This window comes from Dolichospermum sp. DET69 (assembly GCA_017355425.1).
In the GTDB taxonomy this organism is placed as follows: domain Bacteria; phylum Cyanobacteriota; class Cyanobacteriia; order Cyanobacteriales; family Nostocaceae; genus Dolichospermum.
Genome location: CP070233.1, coordinates 4,293,406 through 4,310,368, shown reverse-complemented (window position 1 = coordinate 4,310,368; position 16,963 = coordinate 4,293,406). Strand labels below are relative to the sequence as shown.

Annotated in this window: 13 protein-coding genes and 2 pseudogenes; 4 read left to right on the top strand and 11 right to left on the bottom strand. The window is 39.6% G+C overall.

Annotation, left to right across the window (positions count from 1 at the left end; all coding sequences use genetic code 11):
- Positions 1-36: 36 nt before the first annotated feature.
- Entirely contained in the window at positions 37-621 is a 585-nt protein-coding gene (locus EZY12_19720) for a Uma2 family endonuclease (GenBank protein QSX66968.1), read from the bottom strand.
- A gap of 296 nt (positions 622-917) precedes the next feature.
- Positions 918-1,316 (bottom strand): annotated as a pseudogene (locus tag EZY12_19715) (Rpn family recombination-promoting nuclease/putative transposase).
- On the opposite strand from EZY12_19715, the gene EZY12_19710 reads away from it, so the two are divergent.
- Complete coding sequence (locus tag EZY12_19710; protein ID QSX66967.1) at positions 1,234-1,419, top strand: hypothetical protein; 186 nt, start codon at positions 1,234-1,236, stop codon at positions 1,417-1,419. The pseudogene EZY12_19715 and the gene EZY12_19710 overlap by 83 nt on opposite strands.
- On the opposite strand, the gene EZY12_19705 is transcribed toward EZY12_19710, so the two are convergent.
- The 8 genes and pseudogenes from EZY12_19705 to EZY12_19670 form a co-directional block, all read right to left on the bottom strand.
- Positions 1,416-2,987: a reverse transcriptase N-terminal domain-containing protein gene (locus EZY12_19705; GenBank protein QSX66966.1), complete on the bottom strand. Its 1,572-nt coding sequence runs from the start codon at positions 2,985-2,987 to the stop codon at positions 1,416-1,418. The two genes, EZY12_19710 and EZY12_19705, sit on opposite strands and share 4 nt — an antisense overlap.
- 544 nt (positions 2,988-3,531) lie before the next feature.
- Positions 3,532-3,930, bottom strand: a pseudogene (locus tag EZY12_19700) (Rpn family recombination-promoting nuclease/putative transposase).
- Positions 3,931-3,985: 55 nt separating this feature from the next.
- Complete coding sequence (locus EZY12_19695; GenBank protein QSX66965.1) at positions 3,986-4,771, bottom strand: BMC domain-containing protein; 786 nt, start codon at positions 4,769-4,771, stop codon at positions 3,986-3,988.
- Positions 4,772-4,871: 100 nt separating this feature from the next.
- The gene (locus EZY12_19690) at positions 4,872-5,681 is read right to left on the bottom strand and encodes a transferase (protein ID QSX66964.1); all 810 of its coding nucleotides are present in this window, start codon (positions 5,679-5,681) and stop codon (positions 4,872-4,874) included.
- A gap of 166 nt (positions 5,682-5,847) precedes the next feature.
- A complete protein-coding gene (locus EZY12_19685) occupies positions 5,848-7,515 on the bottom strand; it encodes a ribulose bisphosphate carboxylase small subunit (GenBank protein ID QSX70743.1) in 1,668 nt (555 codons plus the stop codon).
- 114 nt (positions 7,516-7,629) lie between these two features.
- Positions 7,630-7,935, bottom strand: a complete 306-nt coding sequence (locus EZY12_19680; protein QSX66963.1) for a EutN/CcmL family microcompartment protein — start codon at positions 7,933-7,935, stop codon at positions 7,630-7,632.
- A gap of 3 nt (positions 7,936-7,938) precedes the next feature.
- Positions 7,939-8,283, bottom strand: coding sequence for a carbon dioxide-concentrating mechanism protein CcmK (locus EZY12_19675; protein QSX66962.1), 345 nt, complete (start codon positions 8,281-8,283; stop codon positions 7,939-7,941).
- A gap of 93 nt (positions 8,284-8,376) precedes the next feature.
- Positions 8,377-8,685 (bottom strand): carbon dioxide-concentrating mechanism protein CcmK, encoded by a 309-nt coding sequence (locus EZY12_19670; protein QSX66961.1) that lies wholly within the window; start codon positions 8,683-8,685, stop codon positions 8,377-8,379.
- An 834-nt stretch (positions 8,686-9,519) separates the two neighbouring features.
- On the opposite strand from EZY12_19670, the gene EZY12_19665 reads away from it, so the two are divergent.
- The 3 genes from EZY12_19665 to EZY12_19655 all read left to right on the top strand — a co-directional run bounded on the left by EZY12_19665 (position 9,520) and on the right by EZY12_19655 (position 15,064).
- Entirely contained in the window at positions 9,520-11,376 is a 1,857-nt protein-coding gene (locus EZY12_19665) for an NAD(P)H-quinone oxidoreductase subunit F (protein QSX66960.1), read from the top strand.
- Between the two features lie 87 nt (positions 11,377-11,463).
- Positions 11,464-12,960 (top strand): NADH-quinone oxidoreductase subunit M, encoded by a 1,497-nt coding sequence (locus EZY12_19660; protein ID QSX66959.1) that lies wholly within the window; start codon positions 11,464-11,466, stop codon positions 12,958-12,960.
- A gap of 976 nt (positions 12,961-13,936) precedes the next feature.
- The gene (locus tag EZY12_19655; protein QSX70742.1) at positions 13,937-15,064 is read left to right on the top strand and encodes a CO2 hydration protein; all 1,128 of its coding nucleotides are present in this window, start codon (positions 13,937-13,939) and stop codon (positions 15,062-15,064) included.
- A 477-nt stretch (positions 15,065-15,541) separates the two neighbouring features.
- On the opposite strand, the gene EZY12_19650 is transcribed toward EZY12_19655, so the two are convergent.
- Complete coding sequence (locus EZY12_19650) at positions 15,542-16,675, bottom strand: class I SAM-dependent methyltransferase (GenBank protein ID QSX66958.1); 1,134 nt, start codon at positions 16,673-16,675, stop codon at positions 15,542-15,544.
- Positions 16,676-16,963: the final 288 nt, after the last annotated feature.

Genomic DNA, 16,963 nt, shown 5'->3' with positions numbered 1-16,963 from the left:
TAAATCAGGAAGAGATAAAATATCACTATCTTTATTCTATATTGTAATTTTTATCCCTGCTCGAAATTCCCGCAATGCTTGAGCATGATTTTCTATATTAATACAACCCATCAATAAGTCTACATCTAAACTCGGTAAAAGTTGCGATTTACTAACAGCTTCATATCCCTCATTTCCTAAACTATAAAACAATAATTCATCATTAATCCAAAACCAAACTTCAGGAATTTGTAACCGTTTATATGCTTCCAGTTTATCAATTCCACCACTACTAACAACCACCTCAATCACTAAATCAGGACGTTTTCTATTTGCTCCCAATTCATACGATTTATCACCTTCTTTTTTAACCTTTTCAAATTCATTTTCTAGGGTAACAGAACCAGTCGGAGTAAAATCTAATTCCAAAAATTCTAAATAAATTTCCAGTAAAGCCCCGATACGTTCTTTGATAGTTTCGTATTTTTTCCCTGGCATTTTCCGAATCTCCAAGATTCCATCTAAAAAAGATAACCTTAACCCTGGGCGCTCAATTAGTTGTTCAACAGCTTTAAATTCTCTCCAGGTTAGTTCACTAATTAAAATAGGTTCTGCTTCTCGTTCAATGAGTGTAGTTATCATAATTTAAACCCAGATTTAGAGATTGAATTTATTTTATCTTAAAATTCCCAATCTTCAAAATATTTGCCGATTAGAAAGATGTCTCTGGTACGCTACTACACAAGCATTTAGGAGTCCGTTATAGTCAAAGTCCCCCTTTCTAAGGGGAATTTAGGGGGATCTGAAAATATTGGATACACCATAATAGACTTTTAAAACATCCTCTTAGATGCCCTCACCCTCCTAGTCGGTACAGCCAGCGGACTCACTCAAACCGACTCCCTCCTCAACCTCCAGCAAACATTGATTTTTAATTTTTAATTGTCCTTTGTATTTATCTTCTGTTGTTGGATAATCTGGCTAATTTCTTCCAGACTTAAATTTAAAACTTGGGCAATTTGTTCTCTAGTTAACCCCAATGCTATTAAACCAGGAACTGCGTCTAATTTAGCTTTGCGTTCACCCTCTTCTTTTGCTTCTTGATAAAATCGGGTTTGTTTCAACTCACTTAATCCAAACATGGCTTCTATTTCCTCTCTATTCATTCTGGGGAACTTGTAAATTAAAATCGTCTCGATAATTTGTAATACTTGTTGCTGTTGAACTTCAGAATCTATCTCTTGCTTAGTTCTTGTGATTAATTCTCTGGCTTGGATAATAGAACTATCTTTCTTAGCGATGATTAGTTTTATTGTAGCAACACCAATTGGTAAAGATGCTATATCTTCTGGTAGAGTCGAAGGCGGGTATTATCCCGCGCTCCTCTCTGTTAAATCTGGGCGTGCGACTTTCACCGCACCCAGCTTCCGATGTTCTTAACTTTCGCTTTTGCTCATGTGAATATAGTCGTGGCAGCTTTCATGAATTGCTAGAAGGTTTTTAGTTTTACCATTCTTATGGTTTCCATCAACATGATGTAAATGTACCTTCTCGTCACTGAGCATTTTTAGCCCACAATAACCACATTTATGGTTTTGCCGTTTGAGGGCTTTAGAGGTATGGTTGTCATAGAGCTTGCTGTTACGCTCGCTCCAATAACTCAAATCTCCGTCGTAGGGTGATTTCTCACCTTTGACATTGATATGTTTATTTTCGGAGAAAGGGACTGCTGGAAAAGCCTTATCTAGTAATTGCTTACTGGTATAGCGATTCTGTTTAGTTTCCTTGTTGAATACCCTAAATGCTCTGTTTTGGATGTGAAATAACGAGTTTCTTGACCCGTCCATCTTGCAGAAGCGGTGGTAATTCCTCCAGCCTCTAACTACGGGGGCTAATTTTTCAGCCTTTGTGGTAGAACCATAATTCGAGTTGTTGACGATGTATTTTACTTTCTTGCGAAAAGCTTTAAAATTGTCCACTGATGGGACGCTTCTGAACTTTCCGTTTTTCTGGACTTTAAAATGCCAGCCCAGGAAATCAAACCCATCTGTCGCGGCGGTTAACTTTGTCTTTTTCTCACTGACTTTCATTCCCCGCTCTGCTAGGAACTGACTAATTTTGTCGAGTATTTCTGTGGCATCGTCTTGGGGTCGGAGTATTATTACCATGTCATCCGCATAACGGATTGTTGGTTCAACAATATTTTCCTTTGGGGTTTTGTCCGTAATTCTGAACCCATGATTCTGGTATCTGTGAATACTTTCAATCCCATTTAAGGCGATGTTAGCTAAAAGTGGACTTACCACGCCCCCTTGAGGTGTTCCTTGTTCGGGGAACTTTGGATTGACTCCGGCTTTGAGACATCGGAAAATACCTTGTCTTATGCTATAAGGAGCGATGAGTCTATCCATTATGGCGGTGTGGTTTATCCTGTCAAAGCATTTTTCAATATCGAGTTCTATAACTCGTTTATCTATTCCGTTGGCGTTTGAGCATAGGTTACGAAACAAGATTTTCTGTGCATCATGTGCCGAGCGTCCCGTCCGAAACCCGTAGCTGTGCGCGTGGAAAGTTGCTTCGTGCGCTGGTTCTAATGCGTATTTGATAAGGCATTGGTAAGCCCTATCAGCAATAGTAGGGATTTTCAGAATCCTAGTAGTACCATCCTTTTTGGGGATGGGTATTTCTCTTAACCCCTGGTGTTTCCAGTTGTTAACGGATGCCTTCAACAGTTCATTAAGCTCAAAGCGTTCCTTAAAGTTAAGGGACTTTTTGCCGTCAATTCCTGCTGTCTTTTTCCCGGCATTTAGCTGTGATACTTGACGGATAGCCAGTAATCTTGCTGCGGTAGATTTCAGAATCAGCTTTTGTAGGGACTTAGCTTTGCGCTTGTCTCCAACTTGAACCGCTTTGTACACGCGCTTTTGTAGGCGGAATAAGTCACGACGGAATTTCTTCCAGGGCAACGTTTTCCAAGATTCACTAGAGTTTTCTCTGTGTCCAATCATGCTCTGCTCCAGTCTGTGTATTCTGAACACCTCAGACCAATTACGGTCTGTCCTACCCGAATTGAGGGGATTCCGCTGCTCGTCCAGCCTACCTAGGGTTCGACCGCCCTCAGACCCTCAATCCGTTTTTATTCGTTCCCTCGGTTAGATTGTTCGTTCCGTTAGGTGTAGCCAATTCGACCACTGAAATCCCTAGACTCTTACCGCTATCCGAATTAAAATGCGGCGGGGTTTTGCTCCAGTGGAGTCAGGATTTTGATGTTGCGTCCTGCTCTCTGTTAAGTCGCTTTTCTAGGCTCTGTTTCACCGTGGGAACTCCCCATTAACGCCAGTGTCACCCCGCAACGGATGTCTGATTGCGTCCTGTTCCTAGCTTCGACCTCCCGAAACCGAGTCGGGTCATCGTAGGCAGATAGGGATTCATACCTGAGTCTGGTAGATGGGACTTTCACCCATATCAGACCGAGAGTTCAACCTTTCCTCTATTACTAGAGTTGGGTTGGTTAGCTTATGTACGGGCTGGATACCGTGATTCAGCTAACAACGAATCGCACAATTCATCAAGATAAATAACTCTGACTCGTTGGCTGGTGAAAAATTCTTGATAATGCTGAATATCTTTGGTATCTATGTTGCGGGTTGGATAGATAACTACAGCATTCCAGTGATTTTTAGGGTTGTTTTGGCGGATGTAAAGAAATATTTCGCTAAAAAGTCTATGGTAGAGATCCTTATCTAATTGAAATTGTACTTCTAAAAAGTAGATCGGGTTATCCGTATTGTGGTTAGGTAAAAAAACTCCATCTATTCTAAAAGCTGTTTGTTTGACTTCAACTGATGAAAATTGATAAAGTTCTGCTAGTTGGGGAGAATTACCAATGAGTTCAAAAAATATGCTAGGTATTTCTTGAAATAAACGGTAAAAGATGCTGTCTGTTTTCATTTTAAAAACTTGTTGTTAGCGATATCCAGATTTTCGTCAAGTGTTACCTGTGATATTATTCATCATTCCAAATTTCTTCCTTAACTCTCACAGGTAATTTCGCCAAATCAGGCAACTCTACCGCTTCCACATCCATTATTTTATCTTTAATATTAATAGGTATATTAACTGGTTGGCGTTCTTCCATCCAGCAACTAGCCACAGGCAAAGTTTCTTCCAACTCATCTAATGGCCGAGGAATCACCATAACTGCATTTAACTCACCAATGCGTTCTGCTTCAAACATTCCCGCTTCTACAGCTACCGCCACATTGGCCACCGAACCACGAATAATTGCCGTACATAAACCAGCACCAATCTTTTCATAAGATGCTAATTGGACATCAGCAGCTTTAAGCATGGCATCACAAGCACCCACCATAGCGGGAAATCCGCGAGTTTCCACCAACCCAATCGCTTGATTACTCAAACGGCTATATCCACCATCTCCCATAAATCTGGTAATTCGGTTAATAGGTAGAATTACATCTAAATTAGGATAAGGACGGGCAATCACCAAACTAGACACCAACTGGCCAAACTGTTCAGCCGTTTGTACACCAGCTTCCACAGCCAAGCGAACATCAGCAATGCCACCTCGGACAATTGCTGTACAATGACCACTACCAATTTTTTCATAACCAACTAAGTGGACTCCAGCCGACTTTAACATCATGTCAGCCGTGCCAACTATAGCGGGGAAACTGAGGGTTGATACCATACCCAAAGCAGTATCTTTGAGACTATCACGACGACTTGCTGCGTGAATGGTACTCAAAGCGTGTTGATTATATGTTTCCATTTAAATTTTCCAGGATAAGGTCTGTATAGCGTCTTCAATCGAAGAAGAATGAAAACTAGTATTTTAATATGGACTTAAGTTCACACTTAATACTTAACACTTAACCTGAAGAATTGTCAGAGTTTTGGTTATTCAAGGATTGTCTATGGGGAAACAATGTAGTTAACAGCCTATTTATGCTGCCTTGTCCATAAATTTGCGTGCCAAAGATATTGTGAGTTTCAATATCAGACTCACTCAGTTCTAAGTTTTGAGTGCAGTCGGCTATAGACTCTGGGAGCGTAGTTTCTTCAGATATAGAATCACCAACCACAGCCGTTTCTGCCTCTGGAGGAGACTGGCTTTTAGGTGTAGGTGACGGTTGAGATACAGGTGTAGATTGGTGTTTAAACTCCAGAAACGCTGCAACCGAGAGTTGAGTTGAGGAAATAAATTTTTCCTGTTCCTCTGGTTTCTCTGGTTGAGAATAACTAGATTCTGTTTTTTTAGCTGATTCCTCTGGTTTATCTAGGGGAGGATTAGTAGATTCTGGTTGTGCCGCTGACGGTTCAACAATCTGCCGACTATTATCTCCCAAAATTGAACCAGAGGGAATAACTTGTCCTGGTGCTACGGAACAGTTAAAAACCGTTGTGGCTGAACCAATACAAGCATTAGCCCCAATTTTACCTTCACCAACCATTAAGAAACCGGCTCCCAGGTTTGCTCCTGCTTCTATTTCTAGAATACCCTCACTTACTTGCAGAATTGACCCCATACCCAGACATACACCAGCACCAATCACGATTGTACTGTTAATAGCTGCTTGGATAATTATCCCCGGAGCTAATACTGCGCTGGGATGAATAATCACGTCACCATGAATATGAGAATCAAATCTATCGCCCAGACGTAGCAGCGATACAGACATGGAATTTATTACCTCGGAAGCCGGAAATGGACGATATATCAGTGGTAATTGGTAATTGGTAATTGGTAATTGGTAATTGGTAATTGGTAATTGGTAATTCTTGCCTATTACCTATTACCTATTGCCTATTACCTATTACCTATTGCCTCTTGCCTCTTGCCTATCCCTATGGACGTTGAATAATTGCTTCTAAGATGCGGCGTTTGGCTTTGGGGTCAGTTCCAACTAACCGCACATATTCGCCTGGATATTCAGAAACACAACCTTCTAAAGCAGCGATCGCTTCTCTTTCAGATGTAGCCTGAATTTGACCCGCAACTGCCCAAGTACCTGTGCGGAAGCGGCGTTGATCTACGTGTTCAACTGCAATTTTTGCTCCACTGGACAACAGTTGGCGCAATTGATCTACTATCTCCGCACTCAAACGGGTGCTGGTAACTGTAGCAGTTGCAGTTGCAGTTGCAGAACTTGTACTGGTAAATGATTTTGTACTACCAGAAACAGCAACTTGTCCGTTTGGTCTTTGGATAATTGTTTCCAATACACGACGTTTAGCTTTGGTATCAATCCCAATTAAACGCACATAGTCACCTTGATGGTTTTCAATGCACTCTTCCAAAGCAGAGATAACTGCTTGAGCCGAAGTAGATTGAATTGGTTCACAACTGTTCCAAGAACCTGTACGGAAGCGACGCTCATCTACGTGTTCTGTACCAATTTTGTACCCACCTGCCAAAAGTTGACGGATTTGATCTACAGTTTCTGAACTGAGTTTGGCACTACCAACACTATTTCCGTTACCGTTACCGTTACCATTGTAACTGCCAGTAGATACGGTCGCAGGTGCTTTAAAATTAGATGTACCAGCAACTACGCCATCAGGACGTTGAACAATAGTTTCTAAAACCCGTCTTCTGCCGTTATCAATCCCAAATAAACGCACATATTCGCCGCTGTGATCTCTCAAACAAGATTCTAAAGCCGAAACCGCTTCACCTAAAGACCGAGTTTCAATTGCTTGACAACTTTGCCAAGAACCTGTGCGGAAACGTCTTTGGTCTACGTGTTCTGTTCCAATTTTAAATCCTTGTTCTAGTAGATAACGTACTTGATCTACTGTTTCTGCACCTAAGCTATAGCCCACAACGTCACTACTCCTTTCTAATTCTTCAACTTCAATACTTGTATAAGATTTAGCCCCGGAAAGATTGAGTTCATCCCGAATGGGCGCAATACACTTGCTATCCGCAGCACAGTGATAACCAGCTCGCAAAGCCTGATTAATACCGACTACATGGTGAGAAAATTCTTGATCCTGCACTTGGACATCTGGCAATCTATCCGCTTGCTGCTGAGTAGTAATTATTGACCCAGAAGCTACGTATTTACCCGGAGGAATTGCCACATCCTGAATTAAGGCGTGCATCATCACAATGCAGCCTGCACCAACTTTGGCATTAAATACCGTAGAACGAAAGCCAATAAAACAACTATCGCCAACGTAAGCAGGGCCATGAATCAGTGCCATGTGGGTAATGGAAGCACTTTTGCCAATCCATACCGAGTATTCTTTGCCGTCATCACCAATGACTCGGCCTTGCTCTAACCCATGAATAACTACACCATCTTGAATGTTGGTATTTTCACCAACACTAAAAGGTGTACCTTCATCTGCTCTAATTGCAGTCCCTGGAGCAATGATTACATTTGCACCTATATTGACATCACCAATGAGGTTACAAGAAGAGTGTACAAATGCAGTTTCATGGATTTTTGGTTCTGCTAAACTCCTTGACCACGGGGTTGGGGGTGCCGCCGTGCTGCGGACTACCATTGCGAAATTCCTCCTGAATAAGCTTTTAGTCATTGGTCATTAGTCATTGGTCATTAGTCATTGGTAAGTTTTAACCTATTACCTATGACCTATTACCCATTACCTATTACCTGACTATCTATACTGATCTTTTTTGCTGTAAATGACACGATCTTCAATGTAAATTGTGTCTATAATTGCGACAACTGCTGCGTCTAACGGTCGCTGTTCATTGCCAGGCACTTGACGAGCCGCACTGCCACGACTGATAAGTACCCATTCATCCACTCCTGCCCCTACACTGTTATCGGCAGCTACCTCGTATACTGGCAGGAGGTTGCCATTTTCATCTATTAATTGCAACATTAGTAACTTCACACCCCGCAGACTGGGATCTTTTTGGGTGCTAGTTACTGTGCCACGAACTCTGGCAATTTGCATTAATTATGGTCTTCTACCGAAAGGGCGAATTGTGTTGACACCTTCCCGGAATTGTTCTACATCTTCGGTATAACGAATGGGGAGAACATATTCCAAGTTTTCGTGAGGGCGAGCAATAATGTGGGTAGATAGCACTTGTCCACCGTTGACGCGCTTAACTGATTCTACTCCAGCACCTACGGAAGCTTGAACTTCAGAAACGTCACCACGAACGATCACTGTTACCCGACCACTACCGATTTTTTCATAACCTACTAAGGTAACACGAGCGGCTTTTACCATGGCATCAGCAGCTTCTACTACTGCGGGAAAGCCTAGAGTTTCTACCATTCCTACTGCAATTGACATTTGTTTTTGTCCTTAAATTAAATTTTTACTTGTACCAGATTTAAACTCAAGCAAGCAGCCCCGTTAATGTTTTTCATTTAAACAGTAATTAGACTAAGCGCGGAATTGTTCTACAGCTTCTGTATAACGAATTGGCAAGACATATTCTAAGTTTTCGTGGGGACGAGCAATGATGTGGGTAGATACTACTTCACCACCGTTGACTCTTTTAACTGCTTCAACGCCAGCGGCTACTGAAGCTTGCACTTCAGAAACATCTCCCCTCACAATCACTGTAACGCGAGCGCTACCGATTTTTTCATATCCTACTAAAGTCACACGGGCGGCTTTCACCATCGCATCAGCAGCTTCTACTATTGCGGGAAAGCCTTTAGTTTCAATCATTCCAACTGCAATTGGCATCGCAGAACTCCTCAAAAATTAATCGAATTAGAACTATGGGTAGAAATTTTGGACGGGGATGGTCATCCTGCGCTAAAAATACTGCCACATTTAAGCATAGGAAATGTTGGCATCCCTGGCAACATAAATTACTATAATAGTTTGTAATAAAATAGTTTAAGAAAACTTAACAAAAGTTCATGCGGTCTTTTGTGACACTAAAGTTTACTGATCCCTACAGTGACAACTTATGCTTTATAATTTCTTTATCACTTTGGGAATTACTATAGTTCATAGCCAAAGCTAATTCTTTGATGAAGAGAATCAGCGAGTGCTAGATATGAGATAGATGGGCTACTGGCTATATCTTTCTCAAACTTTGGTATTCTCATAACCACTTGGTAAAAATCTGTAACCTTGATCAAGTTATCTCAAAAACAAATTTAAAAAAAGCAGAAAAATAAAAAATGTTGGGAAGAATTCAGGAGTCAGGAGTCACCGAATCAGGAGAAAGAAAGAAAGAAAGAAGATTTGATATAGAATTATGGCAGTTTATTCTGATTTCGTGTTTCCTTAGCTTCTGATTTCTTCTCTTCTATTGTATTTATTCTGACTCTGTGACTCCTTTGCTCCTGAATCCTTACAAATGTTGTTTAACAATTAGCAGAATATCTAAAATGTAAAATTATATTAATTACTCGACGATAGGTTAATTCCAAGTAAATGTGCTTAAGTTTATGTGGCTGAAAAAAGTTAAGAAAACATAGATTTTCTCAAAAATATTGTTTTTTGAGCAAATGATTATTTAAAGGCTGTCTAAAAGAATCAGAACTGAGTTGTCAAGGAAAATATTAGATGAATGAGTTTCTATTTTTAACTAGTTGGTTCGTACCTCTTTATAGCTTACTAGGGGCAATTTTAACTTTGCCTTGGAGCATAGGCATCATCCAACGGACAGGGCCTAGACCTGCGGCCTACTTGAACTTATTGACTACCATTTTCGGTTTTGTCCATAGTTTATTAGTGTTTAAAGATATTTGGTATCGAGAGCAAGAAAATTTAGTAATTACTTGGTTTCAAGCGGCTGATTTCCAATTATCTTTTGCTTTGGAAATTTCCGTAGTCAGTGTTGGGGCAACAGTTTTAATTACTGGATTGAGTCTATTGGCTCAAGTTTATGCCCTAGGCTACATGGAAAAAGATTGGTCTTTAGCCAGGTTTTTTGGTCTGGTGGGATTTTTTGAAGCTGCTCTTAGTGGTTTAGCAATTAGTGATTCTTTGTTTCTCAGTTATGCGTTGCTAGAAGTCCTTACTCTTTCTACTTATTTACTTGTGGGATTTTGGTATGCTCAACCGTTGGTAGTGACGGCAGCGCGAGATGCCTTTTTAACGAAGCGGGTAGGAGATTTGTTACTGTTAATGGCTGTAGTCACTCTTTCTACTTTAGCCGGCAGCTTAAATTTTTCGGATTTATATGAATGGGCGCAAACGGCTGATTTAAACCCAGTCACATCAACTTTACTCTGTTTAGCTTTAATTGCTGGTCCTGCGGGTAAGTGCGCTCAATTTCCCCTGCACCTGTGGTTAGATGAAGCTATGGAAGGACCTAATCCAGCTTCGGTAATGCGAAATTCCCTGGTAGTAGGTGGGGGGGCTTATGTTCTCTACAAGATTCAACCATTATTATCTTTGTCCCCCTTTGCTTTAAATACTTTAGTGGTAGTGGGGACAATGACAGCAGTGGGGGCAACATTAGTATCCATAGCTCAAATTGATATTAAGCGATCGCTCTCCCATTCGACCAGCGCCTATATGGGATTGGTATTTTTAGCGGTAGGCTTGGAACAAGGGGGAGTAGCACTCATGTTACTCCTGAGTCATGCTATTGCCAAAGCCTTATTATTCATGAGTTCTGGTTCAGTTATCTATACTACCCAAACCCAAGATTTGACAGAAATGGGGGGTTTGTGGTCAAAAATGCCAGCTACAACTACGGCTTTTATCGTCGGTTCGGCAGGCATGGTAACACTACTACCACTGGGCAGTTTCTGGGCAATGTTAGCATGGGCTGATGGCTTAGTAAAGATTAGCCCTTGGGTAATTGTGGTTTTAATCTTAGTTAATGGCTTAACGGCTTTGAATTTAACTAGGGTATTCCGGTTAGTTTTTTGGGGACAACCCCAACCGAAAACCCGTCGCGCTCCAGAAGTTGGTTGGCCAATGGCATTACCAATGGTAACTTTAACTATCCTGACTCTATTATTACCGCTGATGCTACAGCAATGGGACTTATTACCTAGCTGGGAAAGTCTGGACGGGTATATTGTAGGATCTTTAGTAGCTTCTACTGTCGCTGGGGTGACTATTGGTGCAACAATTCATCTCCACAAAGCTTGGTCAAGATCCCGAATTTTGATTTGGAGATTTATCCAAGACTTATTAGGCTATGATTTTTACATAGACCGCATTTATCGCTTAACGATTGTGAGTGCTGTGGCGCTGTTATCTAGAGTATCAGCGTGGAGCGATCGCTTTTTGGTAGATGGTCTAGTAAATTTAATCGGCTTTGCTGCGATTTTTAGCGGACAAAGTTTGAAATACAGTATTTCTGGTCAATCCCAAGGCTATATGTTAACAATCCTTGTGGTTATTAGCTTTCTGGGTTTTCTCATTAGTTCTTCTTTGGGTTTATTCGACAATTTGCCTTTTTAGGCAACTGACAAAAGATAATAAATACCTCCCCATTACCCATTACCCATTACCCATTACCCATTACCCATTACCCATTACCCATTACCCATGCTCAGTACGTTGATTTTATTGCCGTTAATTGGTGCGGCTTGTATTGGTTTCTATCCTTTTGCTATTACGGCTAAACTAGTCCGCATCATAGCTTTAGTCTTTAGCGTGATGATTTTTCTATGGAGTATTTTCCTGGGAATTCAGTTTAACCCTGGAGAAATTGGTCAACAGTTTGCTGAATCCCTCCCTTGGGTAGATGCCATTGGTTTAAACTATAATTTGGGTGTAGATGGTTTATCTCTACCATTACTGATTCTCAATGGACTGTTAACTTGCATTGCTATTTATAGCACTGATGAATCCCAACAACGGCCTAGATTTTACTATTCTCTAATTCTGCTATTAAGTGCTGGGGTGACTGGAGCATTTTTGGCACAGGATTTATTATTGTTCTTCCTGTTTTATGAGTTGGAATTAATACCCCTATATTTGCTGATTGCGATTTGGGGTGGTGAAAAACGGGGTTATGCGGCCACAAAGTTTCTGATTTATACCGCTTTTTCGGGCATTGTTATTTTAGCTAGTTTCCTGGGGATAGTTTGGTTGAGTGGTTCTCCTAGTTTTGGACTAGCAACCTTAAATACTCAATCTTTATCTTTAGCAACGCAACTTTTATTACTAGCAGGTATTTTAGTTGGTTTTGGTATCAAAATTCCTCTCGTTCCCTTCCATACTTGGCTACCAGATGCCCACGTTGAAGCCTCTACACCCATATCTGTGTTGTTGGCTGGGATATTATTAAAGTTAGGGACTTATGGTTTACTGCGATTTGGGATGGATTTATTGCCAGATGCTTGGGCTTATGCAGCACCTTGGTTAGCTACATGGGCGGTAATTAGTGTCTTGTTTGGGGCATCCTGTGCGATCGCGCAAACAGACATGAAAAAGATGGTGGCATATAGTTCTGTCGGTCACATGGGCTATGTCTTGTTAGCAGCCGCCGCATCTACGCCTCTCAGCACATTGGGTGCAGTTATGCAAATGATTAGTCACGGATTAATATCCGCCATGTTATTTTTGTTGGTGGGAGTTGTCTACAAGAAAGCTGGTAGTCGGGATTTAAACGTAGTTCGGGGACTACTCAACCCAGAACGAGGTTTACCCGTTATTGGTAGCTTAATGATTTTTGCAGTTATGGCCAGTGCCGGTATACCGGGAATGGTGGGATTTATTTCCGAATTCATCGTTTTTCGAGGTAGTTTTGAGGTTTTTCCAGTCCAAACATTATTAGCAATGCTAGGAAATGGTTTAACTGCGGTTTACTTGTTAATTCTCCTTAATCGCGCTTTCTTCGGGCGTTTATCAGCGGAAGTTAGTAGCTTACCACGTGTGTATTGGAGTGATCGCATACCTGCCATCATTTTAGCCGTAATAATTGTTATTTTTGGCATTCAACCTAATTGGTTAGTCCATTATACGGAAGCCACAATTACCACAATGGTAAAAACAAATAACCACCATTTAGTAGCGAGTCGAGACTCGTTTGATTTGTAACTTTTTGAGGAAAATGATCACGAGGCAAAGATAATCATAGCAATCACAAAAATCACAAAAATCACAAAAATCACAGTTCAGACATTCCGAGGAAAATGATCACGAGGCAAAGATAATCATAGCAATCACAAAAATCACAAAAATCACAGTTCAGACATTCCGAGGACAATAATCACGAGGTAAAGATAATCATAGCAATCACAAAAATCACAGTTCAGACATTCCGAGGACAATAATCACGAGGCAAAGATAATCATAGCAATCACAAAAATCAAAAAAATCACAGTTCAGACATTCCGAGGACAATAATCACGAGGTAAAGATAATCATAGCAATCACAAAAATCAAAAAAATCACAGTTCAGACATTCCGAGGAAAATGATCACGAGGCAAAGATAATCATAGCAATCACAAAAATCAAAAAAATCACAGTTCAGACATTCCGAGGAAAATGATCACGAGGCAAAGATAATCATAGCAATCACAAAAATCAAAAAAATCACAGTTCAGACATTCCGAGGAAAATGATCACGAGGCAAAGATAATCATAGCAATCACAAAAATCAAAAAAATCACAGTTCAGACATTCCGAGGAAAATGATCACGAGGCAAAGATAATCATAGCAATCACAAAAATCAAAAAAATCACAGTTCAGACATTCCGAGGAAAATGATCACGAGGCAAAGATAATCATAGCAATCACAAAAATCAAAAAAATCACAGTTCAGACATTCCGAGGAAAATGATCACGAGGTAAAGATAATCATAGCAATCACAAAAATCAAAAAAATCACAGTTCAGACATTCCGAGGAAAATGATCACGAGGCAAAGATAATCATAGCAATCACAAAAATCAAAAAAATCACAGTTCAGACATTCCGAGGAAAATGATCACGAGGTAAAGATAATCATAGCAATCACAAAAATCACAAAAATCACAGTTCAGACATTGGAATTACAGGAGAATTGACATGATGAAAACTAAAAAAAATCCCCCCTACAATCCTTTAGCTGAGTATGTTCACCGCTTACAAACTGGTGAAGCATTACTGAAAGATAGTCCCGAAAATGTTTTAGAAGTTGTTGGTATTCTTAAAAGTTATGGTGTAGTTTTAGATGCCTATTCTAAAAATCTTATTTACATCGCTGAACATCAATTTCTAGTATTTTTTCCCTTCTTTAAATATTTTGATGGCAATATTTCCTTTGCTAAATTATTCCGTCATTTGTCCCATGATCGGATTAATTTTGAATACGCCGAATATTGCATGAAAACCATGATGTGGCATGGGGGTGGTGGTTTAGATATATATTTAGATACTAAAGAATTTCAAGAAAGAGCTAAAGCTGTTATTGCTGCTAAATTTAAATATAATCCCCTAATGTTGGGACTAAATGAACTGTTTCCCGAATTCTTAATAGAACAGTTACGAGTCTCTGCCTATTACACTGGCTTAGGTCAATTTTGGCGAATCATGGCTGATATGTTTCTGAGTCTATCAGATCGCTATGACAACGGCGAAATTAAATCAATTCCGCAAGTTGTAGAACATATTAAACTGGCTTTAGTTGCAGATGCAATTACACCAATTACATATAGTGTGAAAATTGGCGATAAAGTCTATGATCTAATTCCCAAATCAGTTGGTTTAACCTTCCTTGCAGATACCGCAATTCCCTATGTAGAAGCGGTATTTTTTAGAGGTACACCTTTTTTGGGTACAGTTTCTTTAAACGCCCAAGCATATCAAGTTCCTCCAGATTTATCTCGATTCCAATATGGGGCATTATACGCAGATCCTTTACCTATTGGTAGTGCGGGGATTCCTCCCACATTGTTAATGCAGGATATGCGCCATTATTTGCCAGAATATTTACATAATATTTACCGTCGCAGTCGTCGGGGTGAAGATGATTTGCGAGTGCAAATTTGTATGAGTTTCCAAAAATCTATGTTTTGTGTAACTACAGCGGCAATTTTAGGACTTTTACCTTATCCCTTAGATACTCAAGATTTATCTGAGCAAAAAAACAATCAAGTTTATTTAGAAAAGTGGGTGTCAAGATTAGAGAATTCCCGTCTATTAGAAGTTAATGAATAGAGTATTTAGAAATCTGATGAGGTTGATGATCGGCTTAGTTGAGTGGTATTATGACTAATAAACATTTGCTATACTATTCATCAATAACAATCCTGAAAATCCTTAAATCGGTGGACATCCTGATTCTGATAATTACAATTTCATCATCCCACCAATAACCTATAAATTACGAGGATTTTTGCGTATTTTTTGTCAGAATCAGGATAACCAGGATTAGAGGATTTACAGGATGTTATTGTCTATTATTAATAAACAATCGCAATTTTTGGAGGAGAGATAATCTACTGTTATTGTAATTATCATTTTTTATCTTTACAATCTTCACAGAAAATTCATCAACAACAATCCTGAAAATCCTTAAATCGGTGGACATCCTGATTCTGATAATTACAATCTCAGCAACCTAACAACAGCTTTTAATAATTTTGAATACTGTTGGGTTTCCTTGCATTAGCCCAACCTACGGGAGCTAAAAGATTAGGTATGAACCATTAAATATTGCCCATTACCGTTGTATTCACCATCGCAACTGGCAAAATTAGCAACAAACCAAATCAAATAAAACCGCCAGATACGGCGAAATTTGGCATAGTCAATTCCGTAATTTAAATCCTTGACTATCGCTTGAGAATCATCAAAGTTTTTGAGCCAATTAGCAAAAGTTCTAGAATAATTAGAGCCATTAATATACCATTGATCAATAGTTTTGAGATGTTGATTATGGCTGGGAACTGCATCATATTTCCAGTAACGTCCGTGGGGGAAAATATATTTGTGCGTAAAAACACTGGATATATTATTGGGGGTGCGGACTGTGATAATGTGAATAAAAACCTTGCCGTTATCCTGGAGAAAAGATGCCAGTTTTTGGAAAGCTTTTGTTAAATTACCTACATGACAAAAAACGCCAATTGAGAGAATTTTATCAAATTTTGTCTCAAATTCGGCATCATTTAAATCTCCTTCATAGAGAGTAAACCGACCAGAACTCAAATAACTTTCAGGATCTTGCATTTTTTGACGCATATATTCACATTGGTGGTGACTCAAGTTAATTCCTGTAAACTTGACATGGGGAAATTTAGCAAGAATATAATTGGCTACGCAGCCCCAACCACAACCAAAATCTAAAATATTATCGCCATCTTTGATCTCTAATTTGTCAATCACATCATCAAGCATTTGCATTTGTGATTGTTCAAGATTGGCTGCTCCTTTTTCCCATAATCCCATACTGTATTTGGGATAAATGAGTTTTCCATTACCTAACATGGGATTCAGCATAGCTTGAGGCAAATCGTACTGAATCTTCATTAAATCTCTCGCACCTTCGGCAGTATGATCTGTTTCTGTTAATACCCATTCATAGGGTGCAAGTAGGGATGGAAAATGCTTAAAAAAGACAGGCATACAACTATCAAAAAGTGATCTTAACACAGAATCTGGTACTTCTAATCCGTTAATATAAGACTCTGCTATTGCCATTTGCACTGTATTAACTGTACTAACTGCAAGGCGGGTTACTCCGTAAGCAATGGGACTTTTAGTATGTACATTTCCTAGGATAGGAAGATGTTTTTCAATGTTTTGTAAAATAGTTGATGAACTCATGTTTATATTACAGCTTAAAGATGCCACTATTATAGATTTATAAAACCAAGAATATTGAAGAATAGATATTCCCTTAGATAGATATTAGGATGAAATAATAAATGAAAAATGTGGACAATGCCCACCCCAGAATAAGTATAATATTCTTGTGGGGTGGGCATCTTGCCTGCCTTATATTTAATTGTGTCTACCTACTTAGGGTTTGCAAAAAAGAAAGCAAAAGGGTTGATAGATAAAGGTTTGCAGGGTTTTATAACCAAACAAGTGCAAGATTATTGACAATAGATG

Coding starts and splice junctions, on each gene's coding strand:
- EZY12_19720 (QSX66968.1), bottom strand. CDS start 621: ATGATAACTACACTCATTGAACGAGAAGCAGAACCTATTTTAATTAGT.
- EZY12_19705 (QSX66966.1), bottom strand. CDS start 2,987: ATGATTGGACACAGAGAAAACTCTAGTGAATCTTGGAAAACGTTGCCC.
- EZY12_19695 (QSX66965.1), bottom strand. CDS start 4,771: ATGGAAACATATAATCAACACGCTTTGAGTACCATTCACGCAGCAAGT.
- EZY12_19690 (QSX66964.1), bottom strand. CDS start 5,681: ATGTCTGTATCGCTGCTACGTCTGGGCGATAGATTTGATTCTCATATT.
- EZY12_19685 (QSX70743.1), bottom strand. CDS start 7,515: ATGGTAGTCCGCAGCACGGCGGCACCCCCAACCCCGTGGTCAAGGAGT.
- EZY12_19680 (QSX66963.1), bottom strand. CDS start 7,935: ATGCAAATTGCCAGAGTTCGTGGCACAGTAACTAGCACCCAAAAAGAT.
- EZY12_19675 (QSX66962.1), bottom strand. CDS start 8,283: ATGTCAATTGCAGTAGGAATGGTAGAAACTCTAGGCTTTCCCGCAGTA.
- EZY12_19670 (QSX66961.1), bottom strand. CDS start 8,685: ATGCCAATTGCAGTTGGAATGATTGAAACTAAAGGCTTTCCCGCAATA.
- EZY12_19665 (QSX66960.1), top strand. CDS start 9,520: ATGAATGAGTTTCTATTTTTAACTAGTTGGTTCGTACCTCTTTATAGC.
- EZY12_19660 (QSX66959.1), top strand. CDS start 11,464: ATGCTCAGTACGTTGATTTTATTGCCGTTAATTGGTGCGGCTTGTATT.
- EZY12_19655 (QSX70742.1), top strand. CDS start 13,937: ATGAAAACTAAAAAAAATCCCCCCTACAATCCTTTAGCTGAGTATGTT.
- EZY12_19650 (QSX66958.1), bottom strand. CDS start 16,675: ATGAGTTCATCAACTATTTTACAAAACATTGAAAAACATCTTCCTATC.